Origin of the sequence: Streptomyces sp. CC53 (assembly GCF_001865245.1) — a bacterium.
Lineage (GTDB): Bacteria > Actinomycetota > Actinomycetes > Streptomycetales > Streptomycetaceae > Streptomyces.
Genome location: NZ_MKXB01000020.1, coordinates 35,632 through 54,740, shown reverse-complemented (window position 1 = coordinate 54,740; position 19,109 = coordinate 35,632). Strand labels below are relative to the sequence as shown.

Sequence of the window (19,109 nt, the reverse complement as noted above, 5' to 3'; positions counted from 1 at the left end):
CGACCCGGACGGTGCCGGCCCGGACGGTGCCGCTCCGGACGGCCCCGGGCCCGGCGGCCGCGGGTCCGGACGGGCGTCGCGGAACCGCCGCCGGTCCCGGGCCGCCGCCGGCGGGGCGTCGGCGAGCCGCACCACCGCCCCGTCGCGCCCGGCGACCACCGGCTTGGGCGACAGCGCCGCCTTGGCCCGGTACTGGGCGGCGTCCGCCAGCCGGAACAGCCGCCGCGCGGACCGCACCGGGCCGATCGGGTCGCCGGTGGAGGCCACCCCGCAGGCGACGCCCTCGCCGAGCTCCAGCTCTCCGGCGCGTACGCACAGCTCGTCCGCCACCGCGACCAGCTCGTCGGCGCTCGGCCCCACCGTCACGAGGCAGAACTCGTCTCCGCCGAGGCGTGCCGCAAGGCCCCCGGGCAGCCGTGCACCGCAGTACGACAGCAGGGAGCCGAACCGTTCCAGCAGCCGGTCGCCGACGGCGTGGCCCTGCGTGTCGTTGACCCGTTTCAGTCCGTTCAGGTCGCAGACGACGAGGCCGACCACGGAGCCGTCTGCGAGGTGCCGCTCGATGGCCTCCTCCAGCCGGGTGTCCACGGCCCGGCGGTTGGCCAGCCCGGTCAGCGGATCGGTGAAGGCCAGCTTGCGGACCTCCTCCAGCCGCTCGGTCTGCGCGATCCCGGCGGCGACGACCGCCGCCAGCACCGTCGCGAAGTCCGCGTCACCCCGGTCGAAGACCGGCGCGCCGACCGGTCGGGCGACGTACAGCTCGCCCCAGGCCCGCCCGTGCAGCACGATCGGCGCGACGACGCAGCAGCCGCGGCCCCGCCGACGCAGGGCCGCCGCCCGGCCCCAGGGCATGGACCGGGCCCCGCCGGGCGAGGCATCCGGTCTGCGGTGGCCGGGGCGCGGGCCGGGCGCCGGCCCGTCGGCCGTCTCCACCCAGGCGTTGGGCTCCCCGCCGCCCGCCCAGCGCTCGTGCAGGAACTCGGTGATCTCGGAGAACTGGTACACGGGGTACGTCTCGTCCTCCGGGAACTCCTCCTCGTCCGGGGCCCGCTGACCGGCGTTCACCAGGACCTTGAGCCTGCCGAGGTCCCGCTGCCAGGTCGAGAGGGCCGCGAACGTACCACCGAGCGCGTCTCGCGCGCCGAGCGCGGCGGCGCGCCAGCACTCGCGCGGCGTGTGCGCGGCCGCCATGGCCTGCGCCAGCGCCACCACGGCCCTCAGCCGGACATCCTCACCCATTCCTCAAGCTTAGGGATGATTTCGTACGTTTTACCCGAGATCGCCACTCCGGTTACGCCAGGTGACGCCATCCCCCGCACCCGGAGCAGCCCCGGCCGCCCGCGCCGGCGGGGTCGCCGCACAGCCCCCTACCGCGGCGCGAGGGGCGGTGCGTCATGCTCCGGGCCACTCCGGCGAGCGCTTCTCGTTGAAGGCGGCGACGCCTTCCCGCCGGTCGCCGGAGAAGGCGACGGTCCGCCAGGCCGCGTCCTCGACCTCCAGGCCCGCCCGCAGGTCGAGGCCGTGGCCGAGCCGCATCGCCTTCTTGGCGGCGCGCAGCCCGACCGGCGAGTTGGCGGCGATCCGCCCGGCGAGCTCCAGGGCGGCGCCCCGGGCGTCCTCCTCCACCAGCTCGTCGACCAGGCCGAGGCCGGCCGCCTCGGCCGCGGGCACCCGGCGGGCCGTGAAGACCAGCTCAGCGGCGCGGGCCGCCCCCACGCGGCGCGGCAGCAGCTGCGTCCCGCCGCCGCCGGGGATGACACCGACCGACACCTCGGGCAGCCCGACGACCGCGGTCGCGTCGGCCACGATCAGGTCGCAGGCCAGCGCCAGCTCGAAGCCGCCTCCCAGGGCGAAGCCATGCACGGCGGCGATCGTCGGCATGGGCAGCTCCAGCACGCCGGTGTAGCAGGCGCGGGCGGTCGGCCGCTGCGCGCGCAGCTCGTCGTCCGTGAAGGAGTTGCGCTCCTTGAGGTCGGCGCCCACGCAGAACGCCCGGTCGTGGGAGGAGGTCAGGACGGTGACCCGGACGGACGGGTCGGCGGCCAGGGCGTCGCAGGCCGCAGCGATGCAGCGGGCCATCTCGGACGAGACGGCGTTCATGGCCTTGGGGCGGTCGAGCAGCAGCTCGGCGACATGGCCGTGCCGGCGCACGGCGACGAACTCCCCGAAGCGCAGGTCGGTGGCAGCGGACGACGATTCGGACACGGCGGCGGGCCCTCCCGGTTAACGACCGTTCATTTGGTTACCCGGGGATCTTAGGCTCCCGCCGCGACAGCAGCCAGGGCTCGATCACGCCGAGGCCGCGCACGGGCCGCTGCCACATCGGCTGGAGCGCGAACCGGTACGCGGGCGGCTTCCCGCCCTCCTTCTCCGCGCGCGCAACCTCCTCCGCGAGCTGCGCCTCCGACTCGGGTGCCTCCCGGGTGCGGGCCAGTTCCTCCGCGAACGCCCCGTCCACGAGGACGGCGTCCTTCGGCGCTATGGAGGTGAGCCGGCTGGCGAGGTTCACGGTGGTGCCGAAGACGTCGCCCATGCGGGTGGTGACCGTGCCGAAGGCGATCCCGACCCGCAGCGCGGGCATGGTCTCGTCGTTCCTGAGGGTCTCGATGAGCCGCAGCGCTATCTCCGCGGCGGTGCCCGCGTCGTCCGCGGCGAACAGCACCTCGTCGCCGAGGGTCTTGATGAGCCGCCCCCCGTGGGCGGCGACGAGGTCGGCGCAGGTGGTCTCGAAGGCCTCCACGAGCTCCCCGAGCTCCTCCTCCTCCAGCCGCCGGGTCAGCCTGGTGAAGCCGACCAGGTCGGCGAAGCCGACGGCGAGCCGCCGGTCCACCATCTCGTCGTCGTCGGCCGCCTGCACCACCCGGCCGGTCGCGGCGGCGAGCTGGCGCCGCCACACGTACACCAGGAACTCCTGGAGCTCCGGCAGCAGCAGCTCCACCAGCGGGTACGTGACCTCGGTGCGGGTCATGCCCGGTTCCGGCGGCTCGGTCAGCCCCTCCAGGAACGAGTCGATCTGCCACTCCGCGAGACGGGCCGTGGTCTGCCCGGTGGACCGCGCCACCTGCACGGCCATCGGCTCGCTCAGCAGCCCTGCCTCCACGAGTCCGGCGAGCCGCCGCAGGGCCAGCACGTCGGCCTCCGTCAGCGCCTTGGCCTGCCCGATGTCGGCGAAGCCCATGGCCCGCCAGAACCGGGACGCGAGGTCCATGGAGACGCCCGCGGTGCGGGCCGCCTGGAAGGGGGTGTAACGCCGCTCGGCGCCGAGGATGAGCTGCTCCAGGCGGATGGCCAGAGGGTTGTCGGTCGGCTCCGCGGTGTGGTCGACGACATGGTGGGGGGAGGGGTGTGCCGCTCCGCCAGCGTTCGCGTCGTCGACGGTCACCGGCCGCCTCCTGCCCGTTCCGTACGCACTGCTCCGCCGTTCTGTCGCCGCCCCGCCCCGTGGCGTGCACGAGGGGGTGCTGCTGGGCACCCCCGGGCGGGCCGCCTCAACGATACGTCAGGTGTGCCGTAGCTCACGTCCCGGCGTCCCAGCGCGTTCAGCCCGCAGGGCGCAGATGGACGATGTCGCCCGCCCCGACGGCCTCCCGGCCGCCGTCGGCGGTGGCGACGACCAGGCGCCCGTCGCCGTCCACGGCCACGGCCTCGCCGGTCAGCGCCCGGTCGCCGGGCAGCTCCGCCCGCACGGTGCGGCCGAGGGTGGCGCACCCGGCGGCGTACGCCTCCTGGAGTCCGGAGGCGGCCGGGTCGCCGTCGGCGGCGGTCCACCGCCGGTACCACTCCTCCAGGGAGCGCAGGACGGCCCGCAGCAGCGGGTCGCGGTCGGTGCAGACGGCGTCGGCGAGGGCCAGGGAGCCCGCGGTGGGCACGGGGAGCTCGTCGGCGCGCAGCGTGACGTTGAGGCCGAGCCCGACCACGACGCCGTGCTCGGCGGCGCGCTCGGCGAGGATGCCGCCCGCCTTCCGCTCCTCCTTGTCCGCGCCCTTGCCGACGTGCACCAGCAGGTCGTTGGGCCATTTGAGGGCCGTGTCGACGCCGGCGGCGCGGGCCAGCGCGGTGGCGGCGGCCACCCCCGTGAGCAGCGGCAGCCACGCGAGCCGCTGCACCGGCACGGCCGGCTTGAGCAGCACGGAGACGAAGATCCCCGACCGGGCGGGCGCCGACCAGGTCCGGTCGAGCCGCCCGCGCCCCGCCGTCTGCTCCTCGGCGACCAGGACGGCGCCCTCGGGGAGGTCGGGGGCGCGGCGCGCCAGGTCGGAGTTGGTGGAGTCCACGGAGGGCACGACGTCGAGGGAGGTCCACAGCGACCCCGGCCGCAGGAGGGCCCGGCGCAGCGTCGCGGCATTGAGCGGGGGCCGGTCGAGGTCGCTCCAGCGTCCGGCCGCGGAATCGGGGCTTCCGGAGCCGCTGCCTGCGCGGTTCGCTGGACCAAGTGAGGGCGTCATGCAACCCAGCGTAGGTGTGGCAAACACCGCACTGCCGAAGGCCACCCCCGCCGATACGCTACGGGCCAGTAGCCAACGCAGCCCGTGACCACACGTGTACCAGGCAGGGAGCCGCATCCCGATGTCCGAGCGTCCAGAGATCGACATCCACACGACCGCGGGGAAGCTCGCGGACCTGCAGCGCCGAATCGAGGAGGCGACGCACGCGGGTTCCGAGCGTGCCGTCGAGAAGCAGCATGCCAAGGGCAAGCTGACCGCCCGTGAGCGCATCGACCTGCTCATGGACGAGGGCTCCTTCGTCGAGCTGGACGAGTTCGCGCGACACCGCTCCTCCAACTTCGGCCTGGACAAGAACCGCCCGTACGGCGACGGCGTGGTGACGGGCTACGGCACGGTCGACGGCCGTCCGGTGGCGGTCTTCTCCCAGGACTTCACCGTCTTCGGCGGCGCCCTGGGCGAGACCTTCGGGCAGAAGATCGTCAAGGTGATGGACTTCGCGCTGAAGACGGGATGCCCGGTGATCGGCATCAACGACTCCGGTGGCGCCCGCATCCAGGAGGGCGTGAGCGCGCTCGGCCTCTACGGCGAGATCTTCCGCCGCAACACGCACGCCTCCGGGGTGATCCCGCAGATCTCCCTGGTCGTCGGACCGTGCGCGGGCGGCGCGGTGTACTCCCCCGCGATCACCGACTTCACGGTGATGGTGGACCAGACCTCGCACATGTTCATCACCGGCCCGGACGTCATCAAGACCGTGACGGGCGAGGACGTCGGCTTCGAGGAGCTGGGCGGCGCCCGCACCCACAACGCCACGTCGGGCGTGGCGCACCACATGGCGGCGGACGAGAAGGACGCGATCGAGCACATCAAGTCGCTGCTGTCGTACCTCCCGTCGAACAACCTCTCGGAGCCCCCGGTGTACCCGGAGGAAGCCGACCTGACGATCACCGACGAGGACCGCGAGCTGGACACGCTGGTCCCGGACTCGGCGAACCAGCCGTACGACATCCACACCGTCATCGAGCACGTCCTCGACGACGGCGAGTTCCTGGAGACCCAGGCGCTGTTCGCGCCGAACATCGTCACGGGCTTCGGCCGGGTGGAGGGCCGCCCGGTGGGCGTGGTGGCGAACCAGCCGATGCAGTTCGCCGGCTGCCTGGACATCGACGCCAGCGAGAAGGCCGCGCGCTTCGTCCGCACCTGCGACGCCTTCAACGTCCCGGTCCTGACCTTCGTCGACGTGCCCGGCTTCCTGCCGGGCGTGGGCCAGGAGCACGAGGGCATCATCCGGCGCGGCGCGAAGCTGATCTACGCGTACGCGGAGGCCACGGTGCCGCTCATCACCGTGATCACCCGCAAGGCGTTCGGCGGCGCCTACGACGTGATGGGCAGCAAGCACCTGGGCGCCGACCTCAACCTGGCCTGGCCCACGGCGCAGATCGCGGTGATGGGTGCGCAGGGCGCGGTGAACATCCTGCACCGCCGCACCCTCGCGGCGGCTCCCGACGAGGAGCGCGAGGAGCTGCGGGCGCGCCTGATCCAGGAGTACGAGGACACCCTGCTGAACCCGTACACGGCGGCGGAGCGCGGCTACATCGACGCGGTGGTCATGCCGTCGGAGACCCGCGCCCACATCGTGAAGGGCCTGCGTCAGCTCCGCACGAAGCGGGAAGACCTGCCCCCGAAGAAGCACGGCAACATCCCCCTGTGAGGAGCCCCCGATGATCAGAGTCGTACGGGGCAACCCGACCCCGGAGGAGCTGGCCGCCGCCCTGGCGGTGGTCAGGGCGCGCGCCGCGGCGGCGGCCTCGGCGCCGGACGCGGGCGGCGAGCCCGCCACGCCGGACGCGTGGTCCGAGCCGTCGCGCATCGCCCGCGTCCGCACGCGGCGCCCGGGTGCGGCGTCCTGGTCCCGCACGTACTGGCCCGGCTGACCCCGGCGGGGCCCGCCGCCCTGTGCCCGCGCCCCGCGCACACGCCGGGGCGCGCGCACGTCGAGCGCAGGGGCGGCGCCGGTACGGTGGCCGGACTGCGCGCACCGCACCGCAGTGGGTCCCGCCCCGACGGACGCAGGCCGCCCGCCGTACCGGCGGGGCGGAACCCGAGGCGCGGGCCTCAGCAGGGCTCGGGCAGGTCCCCGAGGTGCGCCCGCAGCCGCTCCCTGAGCAACAGGTACGCGTCCCACCGGCGCGGCAGCGGACCGGGAGGCCGCTGCACGACCCGGGCGGCGGATATCGCCTCCCCGCGCCGGAACTGCTCCCTCGTCAGGTCCAGCTCGACGCCGCTCGCCAGCCGGTTCCACCAGTGGTAGCCGCGCTGTGCGCCGTCGACGTGCACCTCGCCGACGACCAGGTCGCCGCCGAACAGGTCGTGGACGACCAGGGACGTGATGTCACAGTGCCCCCAGGAGGGGTTCTCCGGCCGCCACACGTCGCGGTCGTCGGGCGAGGCGGTGTCCGCCGCCCAGCAGGCCCGCAGCGCCCGGTCCAGGTCGAGCAGGGTCAGAGGAGTCATACGGCACAGGCTCGCACCCGCCGCTGACAACGGCCTGGCGGCGCAGATGAGTACGCGTACTCAGGCGCCCCGCCCGGCGCGGGCGCACCATCGGAGGATGCTGTGGTCCGACCCCGAGAACGAGCCGCCCGAGGAGATGCGGGCCACGCAGGCCATGCTGCGCCGGGCAGGGGTCCTGCTGGCCGTCGCGATGCTGTTCCTGATGCTCGCGACGGGCCTGCGCTGACCGGGTCGGAGGGTCGCGGATCGCCGCCCCCGTTTCCGTACGATGGCGCCATGAGCCCACAGCGTCGCCTCGTCCTCGCCTCAGCCTCCCCTGCCCGCCTCGGACTGCTGCGGCAGGCGGGACTCGCACCGGAGGTCATCGTCAGCGGTTTCGACGAGGACCGCATCACCGCCCCCACCCCCGCCGAGCTGGCGCTCGCCCTGGCGGAGGCCAAGGCGTCCCTGGTGGCCGCGAAGCCGGAGGCCCAGGGCACACTGGTCGTCGGCTGCGACTCGGTCCTGGAACTGGACGGCCGGGCCCTGGGCAAGCCGGCGGACGCCGAGGAGGCCGTCGCCCGCTGGAAGTCCATGCGCGGCCGCGTCGGCGTCCTCCAGACGGGCCACTGCGTGCACGACACCGCGGCCAAGCGGTACGCGTCCGGAACGGCGTCCACGCTGGTCCGCTTCGGCGACCCCACGGACGACGAGATCACCGCGTACGTGGCTACGGGCGAACCCCTGAACGTGGCGGGCGCGTTCACCCTGGACGGCCGCTCGGCCCCGTTCATCGAGGGCATCGACGGGGACCCCGGCAACGTCATCGGACTGTCCCTGCCGCTCTTCCGGCGCCTGCTGGGGCAGTTGGGCGTTGCCATGACGGACCTGTGGACGTGACCGTCCCCGCCGCGCCCGCCGCAGCCACCGTCTGACGCCTCGCCGGTGCCCACGCGGCCGCGGCCAGGGGCGTGCCCGACGCGCCCCCGTGCGGCTACGGCGCCGCCGCCGCGCCCTCCTGCCCGGCCGCGGTCTCGTCCCCGTACGCGACGAGGGCCAGCACCACCAGGCCCAGCACGAGCATCAGCACCGCGAAGGCGGTCCAGCCGACCACGGCCACGGCCACCGCGCCCAGCACGCCGTGCGTGAGCGCGCAGGAGACCAGCAGGATCCGCACCCGGCGGGTGGGCGCGCGGTCGCGGACGCCGACGCGGAGGAGCGCCGCCCCGCACAGCGCCAGGTAGGCGCCGAGGACGGCGCCCATCGCCCAGGTGCCGGCGACCATCGCGCCGGGGTCCAGGTCCGCCAGCGACATCCGCTGGTCGCCCTGGACCTTCGCGAGCACCGCGTGCAGCACGAGCACGCCCACCGCTTCCAGCAGCAGCGCGGTGGCCGCCGTCAGCGCTATCGGTCTGCGGGTCGCCACGGGTACCCCCTGCGCACTCGGCCTGTTACCGCTAGTACGGAGAAACAACGCGCAGGCTACTCACCGGTAAACCCCTGGGCAAGGGTCCTGACGCAACGGCAAAGAATCATTCGCCCATTCGTAGGGACTCCACAAAGAAACAACCCGCCCCGCTGGCCCCCAGGACAGAGACCTTGGCCACACCGCAGGGCTACTGTGCAGTGGAGAAGCCCTGCTTACCGTGGCAGGACAAGGGGTCCTGAGGCCCGAGAGACCCCGTTTCACGCTCCGTGTGGGCAACCTCACGACTGGGGAACAGTCGAAACGTCGTGTCGGCAGTCCCTAAACTCAGCGTGTTTTGGGAATGGAGGGAGCCATCGTGCGCAAGGTGCTCATCGCCAACCGTGGCGAAATCGCTGTCCGTGTCGCCCGTGCCTGCCGGGACGCCGGGATCGCCAGCGTAGCCGTCTACGCCGACCCGGACCGGGACGCCCTGCACGTCCGTGCGGCCGACGAGGCATTCGCCCTGGGCGGTGACACCCCGGCCGCCAGTTACCTGGACATGGCCAAGGTGCTCCAGGCGGCCAAGGACTCGGGGGCCGACGCGGTCCACCCCGGCTACGGCTTCCTGTCGGAGAACGCGGAGTTCGCCCAGGCCGTCATGGACGCCGGGCTGGTCTGGATCGGCCCCCCGCCGCAGGCGATCCGCGACCTCGGCGACAAGGTCGCCGCCCGGCACATCGCCCAGCGCGCCGGCGCGCCGCTGGTGGCCGGCACCCCGGACCCCGTGTCGGGTGCGGACGAGGTCGTCGCGTTCGCCCGCGAGCACGGTCTGCCGATCGCGATCAAGGCCGCCTTCGGCGGCGGCGGGCGCGGGCTGAAGGTCGCCCGCACCCTCGAAGAGGTCCCCGAGCTCTACGACTCGGCGGTCCGCGAGGCCGTCGCGGCGTTCGGCCGCGGTGAGTGCTTCGTGGAGCGCTACCTGGACAAGCCCCGCCACGTGGAGACGCAGTGCCTGGCGGACAAGCACGGCAACGTCGTCGTGGTGTCCACGCGTGACTGCTCCTTGCAGCGCCGCCACCAGAAGCTCGTCGAGGAGGCGCCCGCGCCGTTCCTGACCGACGAGCAGAACGCCGAGCTGTACCGCGCGTCGAAGGCCATCCTGAAGGAGGCCGGCTACGTCGGCGCGGGCACCGTGGAGTTCCTCGTCGGCGCCGACGGCACGATCTCCTTCCTGGAGGTCAACACCCGCCTCCAGGTCGAGCACCCGGTCACCGAGGAGGTCACCGGCATCGACCTCGTGCGGGAGATGTTCCGCATCGCCGACGGCGAGGAGCTCGGCTACGGCGACCCGGCCGTCCGCGGCCACTCCTTCGAGTTCCGCATCAACGGCGAGGACCCGGGCCGCGGCTTCCTGCCCGCCCCGGGCACGGTGACCCTGTTCTCCCCGCCGACCGGCCCGGGCGTCCGCCTCGACGCCGGCGTCGAGTCCGGCTCGGTGATCGGCCCCGCCTGGGACTCCCTCCTCGCCAAGCTGGTCATCACCGGCGCCACCCGGCAGCAGGCCCTGGAGCGGGCGCGGCGCGCGCTCGCCGAGTTCCAGGTCGAGGGCATGGCGACCGCCATCCCGTTCCACCGCGCGGTCGTCGCCGACCCGGCGTTCGCCCCCGCCGAGGGCCCCTTCACGGTCCACACCCGGTGGATCGAGACCGAGTTCGTCAACGAGATCAAGCCCTTCGCCGCGCCCGCCGACGCGGAGGCGGACGAGGAGCCCGGTCGCGAGACGGTCGTCGTCGAGGTCGGCGGCAAGCGCCTGGAGGTCTCCCTCCCCACGTCGCTCGGCATGTCCCTGGCCCGCACCGGTCTCGCCGCCGGGGCGAAGCCGAAGCGGCGCGCCAAGAAGAAGGCCGCCGCCGCGGCCTCCGGCGACACCCTCGCCTCCCCGATGCAGGGCACCATCGTGAAGGTGGCCGTCGAGGAGGGCCAGGAGGTCGACGAGGGCGACCTCATCGTGGTCCTGGAGGCCATGAAGATGGAGCAGCCGCTGAACGCCCACAAGGCCGGCACCGTCAAGGGCCTCAGCGCCGAGGTCGGCGGCTCGGTGACGTCCGGCGCGGCGATCTGCGAGATCAAGGACTGACGGCCGCGCCGCGGCGCAGCCCGGCGCGAGGGGCCTTCCGGATCGTTGCGGAGGGCCCCTCGCCCGTACCCGCCGGATGGCATCCTGGAGTACGAGGAGGGTGCGGCGATGACCACGACCCGGCCCATGCGGGCCGATGCCCGGCGCAACCACGAGCGGTTGCTGCGCGTGGCGCGCGCGGCCTTCGCGGAGCAGGGCGCGGACGCCGCGCTGGAGGAGATCGCGCGGCGCGCGGGCGTGGGGATCGGCACCCTCTACCGGCATTTCCCGAACCGCCCCGCCCTGCTGAACGCCGTCTTCCAGGACGCGCTGGCGACCCTGCTGGAGCGGTCCCGGGAGCTCGCGGACACCGAGGAGCCGTGCACGGCACTGGTGGAGTGGCTGCGGGCCATCGTGACCCATGCCGGTGAGTACCGGGGCTTGGCGCGCGCGCTGATGTCGGCGCCGTACGAGCCGGGTTCGGCGCTGTCCGAGTGCAGTGAACCGCTGCGTGCGGCGGGTGACCGCCTGCTGGTCCGCGCGCAGGAGGCGGGCGCGGTACGGGCGGACGTGTCGATCGGCGATCTGATGCAGCTCACCAACGCGATAGCCCTGGCGGCGGAGCAGGACGCCGAGGACCCCGAACTGGCCGACCGTTTGCTGACCCTGACCCTCCGCGGACTCAAGGCCTGAGTCCCGCCGGCGCGGGCCGCCGCCGGCTCAGGGCCCCACCGGCACGGGCCCCCGAAGCAGGCCGCAGCCGACACCGGACCAGCGTCGGCGCGGGGATCTCCCGGCGCCCATGAGGGCGTCCCCTGCGGGCCTCCGTCGCCCTCCAGACCGTTGCAGACCGGCCGACGCCCGCACCCCCGCCCAGGACCGTCGCGGGCAAGGACCTCCGAGCACCGGATCGGCACCGGACCCGCGTCGGCGCGGGGATCACCCGGCGCCCATGAGGGCGTCCCCTGCGGGCCTCCGTCGCCCCCGAGGCCGTTGGGGACCGGCCGACGCCCGCACCCCCACCCGGGACCGTGGGGGCGAGGGCCTCCGAGCACCGGATCGGCACCGGACCCGCCCTGCCCCGAGGCCCCCTCCTTGCGGACCCGCTGGCACCCACCGCCCGTCACCCCGTGAGGGCCACGGACTGCGGTACCCGGGCGGCTTCGGGGACCTCCTCGTGCACCGCGGTGCGGCTGTGTCCGGGGGGCGAGGCCACGCCCCGCCCGCGTGTCTCCCGCGCCGCCCGCAGCCCGACCCGTGCCTGCGCCCGCGCCCGGGTCGGCGGCGGGCGCGCGCGTGATCCGGAGGCTGACGGGCGCGCGCATGATCCCTAGGCCGGCGGGGGCGCGCGTGATCCTTAGGCCGGCGGACGCGCCCGCCGCGTACGCGCCCCGGCGTGCCGGTCCTCGCGGTCGGCGTGAAGCCGCACGACTCGCCCGTAGAGGTTTCTGAGGCGTGTCCGCCAAAGGCCGGAACGTGTCCCCGCAGATCGCAGGGCCACACCGGTGACCGGCACGGACGGCATACCGAACGGAGCACGGCGGCGGGCCCCGCCCTCAGGAGGGTCCGGTGGCCGCCACTCCGCCGGGCCGACGTACCCACCGGGCACGGGGAGGCTCCCTGAGGGAGCCGGGTTCAGCGGCGGCGCAGGTCCGCCACGCGGGCCGGGCGGTCCGCCGGTGCGGGGTCCACGGCCGCGGTGAGGGAGGCGGCGCGGAGCGGGGCGCCGGGGTGGCGGCCGCGCTGGCCCGGGAGCGGAACGTCCCTGCGGTGCTGGCGGCCCGACGGGCCTCCCTCCGCGGTGCGCGGGCCGGGCCCCGAGGAGGGGCCGCCGCCGGCAGCCGTGCCGGAGGAGGAGGCGACCGTGATCTGGACGCCCTGGTCGGCCAGGGCCTGGAGCTCCATGGCGGCGCGCTCGTCGTGGCCGGGCGGCTCGTCCGTGACGAGGCGGGTGATGAGGTCGGTCGGAACGGTCTGGAACATGGTGTCCGTACCGAGTTTGCCGTGGTCGGCCAGGACCACGACCTCCGCCGCCGCCTGCACGAGCGCCCGGTCGACGCTCGCCGACAGCATGTTGGAGGTCGACAGGCCGCGTTCCGCGGTGAGGCCCGCGCCGGACAGGAAGGCGCGGGACACCCGCAGCCCGTGGAGGGACTGCTCCGCGCCGCTGCCGACGAGCGCGTAGTTGGAGCCGCGCAGGGTGCCGCCGGTCATCACCACCTCCACGCGGTTGGCGTGGGCGAGGGCCTGGGCGACGAGGAGGGAGTTGGTGACGACGGTCAGGCCGGGGACGCGGGCCAGCCGGCGGGCCAGCTCCTGCGTGGTCGTCCCGGCGCCGACCACGATGGCCTCGCCCTCCTCGACGAGGCCCGCCGCGACGTCCGCGATGGCGGTCTTCTCGGCGGTCGCGAGATGGGATTTCTGCGGGAAGCCGGACTCTCGCGTGAATCCGCCCGGCAGTACCGCACCGCCGTGCCGGCGGTCGAGGAGTCCTTCTGCCTCCAGCGCGCGCACGTCCCGCCGTACGGTCACTTCGGAGGTCTGGACGACGCGGGCGAGCTCCCGGAGCGATACCGCCCCATTGGCCCGCACCATTTCTAGGATCAACTGGCGACGTTCTGCAGCGAACACGAAACTGACAGTAACCCCAGCGGTCGAGGGTTTGCAGCCGTATGCGCCGAATCCGAGAAGTTGCGAACAGACGGGGCCGCCAAGTGGTATGGGTGGCCCCGTCCATGAACGGTCTTCGACCGCGGATTGTCCCGACTTGCCGGGAGTTGCCGGGGGTTGCCCCCTGGCCAAGGGTGTCCGTTTGACCGGATTGGCGACCTTACGCCACCCCTTACCCCTCGCCCCGCCCCCGGCCTGCGTCGGGCCGCCGCGGGGTCATGCCTCTGCGCCCGCCGACTTCCGGGTGTGCAACTGCCGTGCCACCTCGGCGATCGATCCCGACAGGGACGGGTACACGGTGAAGGCGTTCGCGATCTGCTCGACGGTCAGATTGTTGTCGACCGCGATCGAGATGGGGTGGATCAGCTCACTGGCTCGGGGCGAGACGACACAGCCGCCCACCACGATGCCGGTGCCCGGCCGGCAGAAGATCTTGACGAAGCCGTCCCGCACCCCCTGCATCTTGGCCCGCGGGTTGCGCAGCAGCGGCAGCTTGACGACCCGGGCGTCGATCTTGCCCGCGTCCACGTCGGCCTGGGTGTACCCGACGGTGGCGATCTCGGGGTCCGTGAACACGTTCGACGACACCGTCTTCAGGTTGAGCGGCGTCACCGTCTCACCCAGGAAGTGGTACATCGCGATGCGGCCCTGCTGGGCGGCCACCGACGCCAGCGCGAAGACGCCCGTCACGTCGCCGGCCGCGTACACGCCGGGCGCCGTCGTGCGGGACACCTTGTCGGTCCAGATGTGGCCGGAGTCCCTCAGCCGCACACCGGCCTCCTCCAGGCCCATGCCCGCGGTGTTCGGGATGGCACCGACCGCCATGAGGCAGTGGGTGCCGGAGATGACCCGCCCGTCCGACAGGGTGACCTCGACGCGGTCGCCGACCCGTTTGGCGGACTGGGCGCGCGAGCGCGCCATCACGTTCATGCCGCGGCGCCGGAACACGTCCTCCAGTACGGCCGCCGCGTCCGGGTCCTCGCCGGGCAGCACCCGGTCGCGCGACGAGACGAGCGTGACGCGGGACCCGAGCGCCTGGTACGCGCCGGCGAACTCGGCGCCGGTCACACCGGAACCCACCACGATGAGCTCCTCGGGGAGCTCCTCCAGGTCGTACACCTGCGTCCAGTTGAGGATGCGCTCGCCGTCCGGCTGGGCGTCGGGGATCTCGCGCGGGTGGCCGCCGGTCGCGATGAGGACGGCGTCGGCGGTGAGGGTCTCCTCGGAGCCGTCGGCGGCGGTGACCACGACCTTCCGGGAGCCGTCGAGCGCCTGCGCGCCGTCGAGTCGGCCCCGGCCGCGCATCACCCGGGCGCCGGCCCGGGTGACGGACGCGGTGATGTCGTGGGACTGGGCGAGCGCGAGCCGCTTCACCCGGCGGTTCACCTTGCCCAGGTCGACGCCGACCACCCGTGCGGGTGTGTCCACGTGGGGTGTGTCGTCGGCGACGATGATGCCCAGCTCCTCGTAGGAGGAGTCGAAGGTCGTCATGACCTCCGCGGTCGCGATGAGGGTCTTGGAGGGTACGCAGTCGGTCAGGACGGACGCCCCGCCGAGGCCGTCGCAGTCCACGACGGTCACCTCCGCGCCGAGCTGGGCGCCCACCAGGGCCGCCTCGTATCCGCCGGGTCCGCCACCGATGATCACGATCCGGGTCACTGGGGTCACGCCTCGCGCTCTCGTCACGGCAACCCCGCGGACTGTGCGGGCCCGGGGGTCGGGAATGGTCCTCGGAAGGAAGGGAGTACGTACTTCATTGTCCCGCACTGCCCGAGCCCGCTCAGCCCCGGGTCCTCGTTCGGCCGCTTCCGGCCGCGCGGTCGCACCCGCCTCCCTGCGCCCGCGGCCAGCGCGCAGCCCCACCCCTCACGTACTCTCGACCCATGTCGCTCTACGCCGCGTACGCCGGCAATCTCGACGCGCGGCTGATGTCCCGCCGCGCCCCGCACTCCCCGCTGCGCGGGACCGGCTGGATGAACGGCTGGCGCCTGACCTTCGGCGGCGAGCAGATGGGCTGGGAGGGGGCCCTCGCCACGATCGTGGAGGACCCCTGCTCGCAGGTCTTCGTCGCGCTGTACGACATCGCCCCGATGGACGAGGACTCGATGGACCGCTGGGAGGGCGTCGGGCTGGACATCTACCGGCGGCTGCGCGTGCGGGTGCACACCCTGGACGGCGAGGAGTCCGCCTGGACGTACGTGCTCAACGGCTACGAGGGCGGGCTGCCGTCGGCCCGCTACCTGGGTGAGGTCGCCGACGCGGCCGAGTCGGCGGGCGCCCCCCACGACTACGTGATGGAGCTGCGCAAACGGCCCTGCTGAGGGCGGCCGGCGGCGATAGACTCGCGCCAGGACAGGCGGAGGGATCATCATGTCTCGGACCTACCAGGTGCACTTCACCGAGCAGGCCGCTTCGGCCCGCGATCGGCTGGACGACCACCAGCGGTCGGCGTTCGACAAGGGCATCGCCCTCATCGCCCGCGACCCGTTCCTCGATCTCTCCCGCCCCATAAGCGCCACCGGGGACGACCGCACCATCCTCCTCACGCAGAACATCCTGGTCGAGTACACCGTGAGCCTGGGGCGCCTGCTGATCTTCATCGTCGAGGTCTTCAACAACAAGGACGTCCTCGTCACCGACGCCGACGACTGACCTGCCCGCCCTCCAGGGCCGCGAAGGCACGGAGGGCGGGCAGGCCCGGAAATCCGTGGGCGAGAGGCGGGGGCCCGAGGAGCCGGGACCAGCGGGACCGCGAGCCCGAAGCCCGGGCAGGCCCGGAGGACCGGCGGGCCCGGAAGCCCGAGGCCCAGCAGGCCCGCGGAAGGCCGCAGGCCCGGAAGAGCCCAAGCCCCTCAGCCCGGAGGACCGGCAGGGCCGGAAGAGCACCAGGCCCTGCAGAGCCGCAGCCCCTGCCGGCCCGGAGGACCGGAGACCGGCAGGCCCGGAGGAGCGTGGACCGGCAGGCCCGGAGGGCCGTGGACCGGCAGCCCCCGAAGAGTCGGCAGGTCCGTGGGCCGGCAGGACGGCAGGACGGCAGGGCGGGAACCGCATGCTCAGGAGGGCCGGAGTTCCGGGCTGCGGAGGGCCGCAAGCCGCCTCCCAGGGGTCGCCCGGCCGATTCGGCGGAAACCACAACGCAACGATCCGAACACCGTAGGGCCTGTCATCTACGCGCGTAGGCCCGTTCGGGTTACCCTCGTCGCGTGAACGCATCTGCTACTCCGGAACGCCCCCTGGGCGACCCCTACGCCGCCGCCGACCAGGCCGCTTCCCGCCTGCGTGAGCTGACCGGCGCCGAGACCCACGACGTCGCCCTCGTGATGGGCTCCGGCTGGGCCCCCGCCGCCGACGCGCTCGGCAGCCCCGAGCACGAGTTCCCCGTCACCGAGCTGCCCGGGTTCCCGCCGCCCGCGGTCGAAGGCCACGGCGGCAAGCTGCGCTCGTACCGCATCGGCGACAAGCGGGCCCTGGTCTTCCTGGGCCGCACGCACTTCTACGAGGGCCGCGGCGTCGCCGCCGTCGCCCACGGCGTGCGCACCGCCGTCGCCGCCGGCTGCAAGACCGTCGTGCTCACCAACGGCTGCGGTGGTCTGCGCGAAGGCATGCGTCCCGGCCAGCCGGTGCTGATCGGCGACCACCTGAACCTGACCGCCGCCTCCCCGATCGTCGGCGCCAACTTCGTCGACCTGACGGACCTCTACTCGCCGCGGCTGCGCGCGCTGTGCAAGGAGGTGGACCCCAGCCTCGAAGAGGGCGTGTACGTCCAGTTCCCCGGGCCGCACTACGAGACCCCGGCCGAGATCAACATGGTCCGCGTCCTGGGCGGCGACCTCGTCGGCATGTCGACCGTCCTGGAGGCCATCGCGGCCCGCGAGGCGGGCGCCGAGGTCCTGGGCATCTCGCTCGTCACCAATCTGGCCGCGGGCCTTTCGGGTGAGCCGCTGAACCACGAGGAGGTCCTGCAGGCCGGTCGCGACTCCGCTGCGCGCATGGGCCAGCTCCTCACCCGGGTGCTGGAGCGCATCTGAGGCACCGCCGGGTACCGGCACAGGGCAGGACCACCCCGTACGCGTACGACACACATCCAGAGAGGCAGACCGTGCACCAGGACCTGATCGCGCAGGCGGAGGCATGGCTCGCGGAGGACCCGGACGGCGAGACCCGCGAGGAGCTCGCCGCCCTCCTCGCCGAGCGGGACCTCGACGAGCTGGCCGCCCGCTTCGCCGGCACGCTGCAGTTCGGCACGGCCGGACTGCGCGGCGAGCTGGGCGCCGGACCGATGCGGATGAACCGCTCCGTGGTCATCCGCGCGGCGGCCGGCCTGGCCGCGTACCTGAAGGAGCAGGGCAGCGGCGGGGGCCTGGTCGTCGTCGGCTACGACGCCCGCTACAAGTCGGCGGACTTCGCCCGGGACACGGCCGCCGTGATGGTCGCCGCGGGCCTGCGGGCCGCGCTCCTGCCGAGGCCGCTGCCGACGCCCGTCCTCGCGTACGCGATAAGGCACCTGGGTGCGGTCGCGGGCGTGGAGGTCACGGCCAGCCACAACCCGCCGCGGGACAACGGCTACAAGGTGTACCTGGGCGACGGCTCGCAGATCGTGCCGCCGGCGGACGCGGAGATCGCGGCGCAGATCGCGGCGGTGCGTTCGCTGGCGGACGTGCCGCGCGCCGAGGACGGCTGGGACACGCTGGGCGACGAGGTCCTGGACGCGTACCTGGCGCGCACGGACGCGGTCCTCACCCCCGGCGGCCCGCGCACCGCCCGGGTCGTCTACACGGCGATGCACGGCGTCGGCAAGGACGTGGTGCTGGCGGCCTTCGAGCGGGCGGGCTTCCCGGCTCCGGTGCTGGTGGCGGAGCAGGCGGAGCCCGATCCGGCGTTCCCCACCGTGGCGTTCCCGAACCCGGAGGAGCCGGGCGCCATGGACCTGGCGTTCGCGACGGCGCGGGAGGCCCGGCCGGACCTCGTGATCGCGAACGACCCGGACGCGGACCGCTGCGCGGTGGCCGTGCCGGACACCGCGTCCCCGGGCGGCTGGCGGATGCTGCGCGGCGACGAGGTGGGCGCCCTGCTGGCGGAGCACCTCGTCCACAAGGGGGCGCAGGGCGTCTTCGCGGAGTCGATCGTGTCGTCCTCGCTGCTGCGGCGCATCGCGGAGGCGGGCGGGGTGGGTCACGCGGAGACCCTGACCGGCTTCAAGTGGATCGCCCGCGTGGACGGCCTGCGGTACGGCTACGAGGAGGCCCTCGGCTACTGCGTGGACCCGGGCGGCGTCCGGGACAAGGACGGCATCACGGCGGCCCTGCTGGTCACGGAGCTGGCCTCGGAGCTGAAGGAGCAGGGCCGGACCCTGTCGGACCTGCTGGACGACCTGGCGGTGGCGCACGGCCTGCACGCCACGGACCAGCTGTCGGTCCGCGTGCAGGACCTGTCGGTCATCTCGGAGGCGATGCGCCGCCTGCGCGAGGCGCCCCCGGCGAAGCTGGGCGGGCTGACGGTGGTGTCGGCCGAGGACCTGACGAAGGGGTCGCAGGCGCTGCCCCCGACCGACGGGCTGCGGTACTACCTGGAGGGCGACTACAAGGCCCGCGTCATCGTCCGCCCGAGCGGTACGGAGCCGAAGCTGAAGTGCTACCTGGAGGTCGTGGTCCCGGTCGCGGACGCCCCGGGGCTGGCGGACGCCCGCACCAGCGCGGCCGGGGTCCTGGAGGCCGTCAAGCGCGACCTGGCGGCCGCGGCAGGCATCTGACGCTTCCCCTGCCCGGCGGAGGGGCCGGCCCGGAACGACCCGGGCCGGCCCCTCCGGCGTACAACGGGCACAGCGCCCTGTGCGGGGTCGCGCCCGGCGAGCACGCGGCCCGCCCCCTCCGCCACACCCGTGCGGCGGTCCGCTGCGGCCGGCTCTCCGCCCACCTGTGCGGCGGTACGCGATGCTCGGCCCCTTCGCCGTGGCGGCACGCGCCGGCCGGTACGCCCC

General features: G+C 74.0%; 18 protein-coding genes. 10 read left to right on the top strand and 8 right to left on the bottom strand.

Going from position 1 to position 19,109, the window contains the following annotated elements:
* The 4 genes from BJP40_RS01845 to BJP40_RS01830 form a co-directional block, all read right to left on the bottom strand.
* On the bottom strand, positions 1 to 1,239 hold a 1,239-nt coding region (locus BJP40_RS01845), incomplete at its 3' end, for a GGDEF domain-containing protein (RefSeq protein WP_079170847.1).
* A gap of 153 nt (positions 1,240 to 1,392) precedes the next feature.
* Positions 1,393 to 2,175 carry an enoyl-CoA hydratase/isomerase family protein gene (locus BJP40_RS01840; RefSeq protein ID WP_371258586.1) on the bottom strand — a complete coding sequence of 261 codons (783 nt, stop codon included), beginning with the start codon at positions 2,173 to 2,175 and terminating at the stop codon, positions 1,393 to 1,395.
* Between the two features lie 67 nt (positions 2,176 to 2,242).
* Positions 2,243 to 3,382 (bottom strand): adenylate/guanylate cyclase domain-containing protein, encoded by a 1,140-nt coding sequence (locus BJP40_RS01835; protein ID WP_071278039.1) that lies wholly within the window; start codon positions 3,380 to 3,382, stop codon positions 2,243 to 2,245.
* Positions 3,383 to 3,539: 157 nt separating this feature from the next.
* Complete coding sequence (locus BJP40_RS01830; RefSeq protein ID WP_071278037.1) at positions 3,540 to 4,445, bottom strand: biotin--[acetyl-CoA-carboxylase] ligase; 906 nt, start codon at positions 4,443 to 4,445, stop codon at positions 3,540 to 3,542.
* 121 nt (positions 4,446 to 4,566) lie between these two features.
* On the opposite strand from BJP40_RS01830, the gene BJP40_RS01825 reads away from it, so the two are divergent.
* Positions 4,567 to 6,156, top strand: coding sequence for an acyl-CoA carboxylase subunit beta (locus tag BJP40_RS01825; RefSeq protein ID WP_071278035.1), 1,590 nt, complete (start codon positions 4,567 to 4,569; stop codon positions 6,154 to 6,156).
* Positions 6,157 to 6,166: 10 nt separating this feature from the next.
* Positions 6,167 to 6,379 carry an acyl-CoA carboxylase epsilon subunit gene (locus tag BJP40_RS01820; protein WP_071278033.1) on the top strand — a complete coding sequence of 71 codons (213 nt, stop codon included), beginning with the start codon at positions 6,167 to 6,169 and terminating at the stop codon, positions 6,377 to 6,379.
* A gap of 181 nt (positions 6,380 to 6,560) precedes the next feature.
* Here BJP40_RS01820 and BJP40_RS01815 read toward each other — a convergent pair whose 3' ends face one another.
* On the bottom strand, positions 6,561 to 6,959 hold the full coding sequence (locus BJP40_RS01815) for a hypothetical protein (protein WP_071278031.1): 399 nt from the start codon (positions 6,957 to 6,959) through the stop codon (positions 6,561 to 6,563).
* Positions 6,960 to 7,056: 97 nt separating this feature from the next.
* On the opposite strand from BJP40_RS01815, the gene mmpB reads away from it, so the two are divergent.
* Complete coding sequence (gene mmpB / locus BJP40_RS35100; protein ID WP_256220593.1) at positions 7,057 to 7,185, top strand: morphogenic membrane protein MmpB; 129 nt, start codon at positions 7,057 to 7,059, stop codon at positions 7,183 to 7,185.
* Between the two features lie 50 nt (positions 7,186 to 7,235).
* The gene (locus BJP40_RS01810) at positions 7,236 to 7,838 is read left to right on the top strand and encodes a nucleoside triphosphate pyrophosphatase (protein WP_071278029.1); all 603 of its coding nucleotides are present in this window, start codon (positions 7,236 to 7,238) and stop codon (positions 7,836 to 7,838) included.
* 94 nt (positions 7,839 to 7,932) lie between these two features.
* Here BJP40_RS01810 and BJP40_RS01805 read toward each other — a convergent pair whose 3' ends face one another.
* A complete protein-coding gene (locus BJP40_RS01805) occupies positions 7,933 to 8,364 on the bottom strand; it encodes a hypothetical protein (protein ID WP_071278027.1) in 432 nt (143 codons plus the stop codon).
* Between the two features lie 358 nt (positions 8,365 to 8,722).
* On the opposite strand from BJP40_RS01805, the gene BJP40_RS01800 reads away from it, so the two are divergent.
* Positions 8,723 to 10,483, top strand: a complete 1,761-nt coding sequence (locus BJP40_RS01800) for a biotin carboxylase N-terminal domain-containing protein (RefSeq protein ID WP_071271421.1) — start codon at positions 8,723 to 8,725, stop codon at positions 10,481 to 10,483.
* 108 nt (positions 10,484 to 10,591) lie between these two features.
* On the top strand, positions 10,592 to 11,155 hold the full coding sequence (locus BJP40_RS01795) for a TetR/AcrR family transcriptional regulator (RefSeq protein ID WP_071271415.1): 564 nt from the start codon (positions 10,592 to 10,594) through the stop codon (positions 11,153 to 11,155).
* A 942-nt stretch (positions 11,156 to 12,097) separates the two neighbouring features.
* On the opposite strand, the gene BJP40_RS01790 is transcribed toward BJP40_RS01795, so the two are convergent.
* Together BJP40_RS01790 and BJP40_RS01785 are read right to left on the bottom strand one after the other, a co-directional pair.
* Positions 12,098 to 13,057 (bottom strand): DeoR/GlpR family DNA-binding transcription regulator, encoded by a 960-nt coding sequence (locus BJP40_RS01790; RefSeq protein ID WP_071278025.1) that lies wholly within the window; start codon positions 13,055 to 13,057, stop codon positions 12,098 to 12,100.
* 291 nt (positions 13,058 to 13,348) lie between these two features.
* Entirely contained in the window at positions 13,349 to 14,857 is a 1,509-nt protein-coding gene (locus BJP40_RS01785; protein WP_368406424.1) for an NAD(P)H-quinone dehydrogenase, read from the bottom strand.
* Between the two features lie 158 nt (positions 14,858 to 15,015).
* On the opposite strand from BJP40_RS01785, the gene BJP40_RS01780 reads away from it, so the two are divergent.
* The 4 genes from BJP40_RS01780 to BJP40_RS01765 all read left to right on the top strand — a co-directional run bounded on the left by BJP40_RS01780 (position 15,016) and on the right by BJP40_RS01765 (position 18,881).
* Positions 15,016 to 15,453 (top strand): gamma-glutamylcyclotransferase, encoded by a 438-nt coding sequence (locus BJP40_RS01780; RefSeq protein WP_071264680.1) that lies wholly within the window; start codon positions 15,016 to 15,018, stop codon positions 15,451 to 15,453.
* A 49-nt stretch (positions 15,454 to 15,502) separates the two neighbouring features.
* On the top strand, positions 15,503 to 15,784 hold the full coding sequence (locus BJP40_RS01775) for a type II toxin-antitoxin system RelE/ParE family toxin (protein WP_071278022.1): 282 nt from the start codon (positions 15,503 to 15,505) through the stop codon (positions 15,782 to 15,784).
* A gap of 551 nt (positions 15,785 to 16,335) precedes the next feature.
* Positions 16,336 to 17,160 (top strand): purine-nucleoside phosphorylase, encoded by an 825-nt coding sequence (locus BJP40_RS01770; protein WP_071278019.1) that lies wholly within the window; start codon positions 16,336 to 16,338, stop codon positions 17,158 to 17,160.
* A gap of 71 nt (positions 17,161 to 17,231) precedes the next feature.
* Entirely contained in the window at positions 17,232 to 18,881 is a 1,650-nt protein-coding gene (locus BJP40_RS01765) for a phospho-sugar mutase (protein WP_071278016.1), read from the top strand.
* The last annotated feature ends 228 nt before the right edge of the window (positions 18,882 to 19,109 follow it).

Excerpts from the sequence above, each read along its gene's own strand:
- BJP40_RS01830 (WP_071278037.1), bottom strand. The coding sequence starts at position 4,445 with ATGACGCCCTCACTTGGTCCAGCGAACCGCGCAGGCAGCGGCTCCGGA.
- BJP40_RS01825 (WP_071278035.1), top strand. The coding sequence starts at position 4,567 with ATGTCCGAGCGTCCAGAGATCGACATCCACACGACCGCGGGGAAGCTC.
- BJP40_RS01820 (WP_071278033.1), top strand. The coding sequence starts at position 6,167 with ATGATCAGAGTCGTACGGGGCAACCCGACCCCGGAGGAGCTGGCCGCC.
- BJP40_RS01815 (WP_071278031.1), bottom strand. The coding sequence starts at position 6,959 with ATGACTCCTCTGACCCTGCTCGACCTGGACCGGGCGCTGCGGGCCTGC.
- mmpB (WP_256220593.1), top strand. The coding sequence starts at position 7,057 with ATGCTGTGGTCCGACCCCGAGAACGAGCCGCCCGAGGAGATGCGGGCC.
- BJP40_RS01810 (WP_071278029.1), top strand. The coding sequence starts at position 7,236 with ATGAGCCCACAGCGTCGCCTCGTCCTCGCCTCAGCCTCCCCTGCCCGC.
- BJP40_RS01795 (WP_071271415.1), top strand. The coding sequence starts at position 10,592 with ATGACCACGACCCGGCCCATGCGGGCCGATGCCCGGCGCAACCACGAG.
- BJP40_RS01790 (WP_071278025.1), bottom strand. The coding sequence starts at position 13,057 with ATGGTGCGGGCCAATGGGGCGGTATCGCTCCGGGAGCTCGCCCGCGTC.
- BJP40_RS01780 (WP_071264680.1), top strand. The coding sequence starts at position 15,016 with ATGTCGCTCTACGCCGCGTACGCCGGCAATCTCGACGCGCGGCTGATG.
- BJP40_RS01775 (WP_071278022.1), top strand. The coding sequence starts at position 15,503 with ATGTCTCGGACCTACCAGGTGCACTTCACCGAGCAGGCCGCTTCGGCC.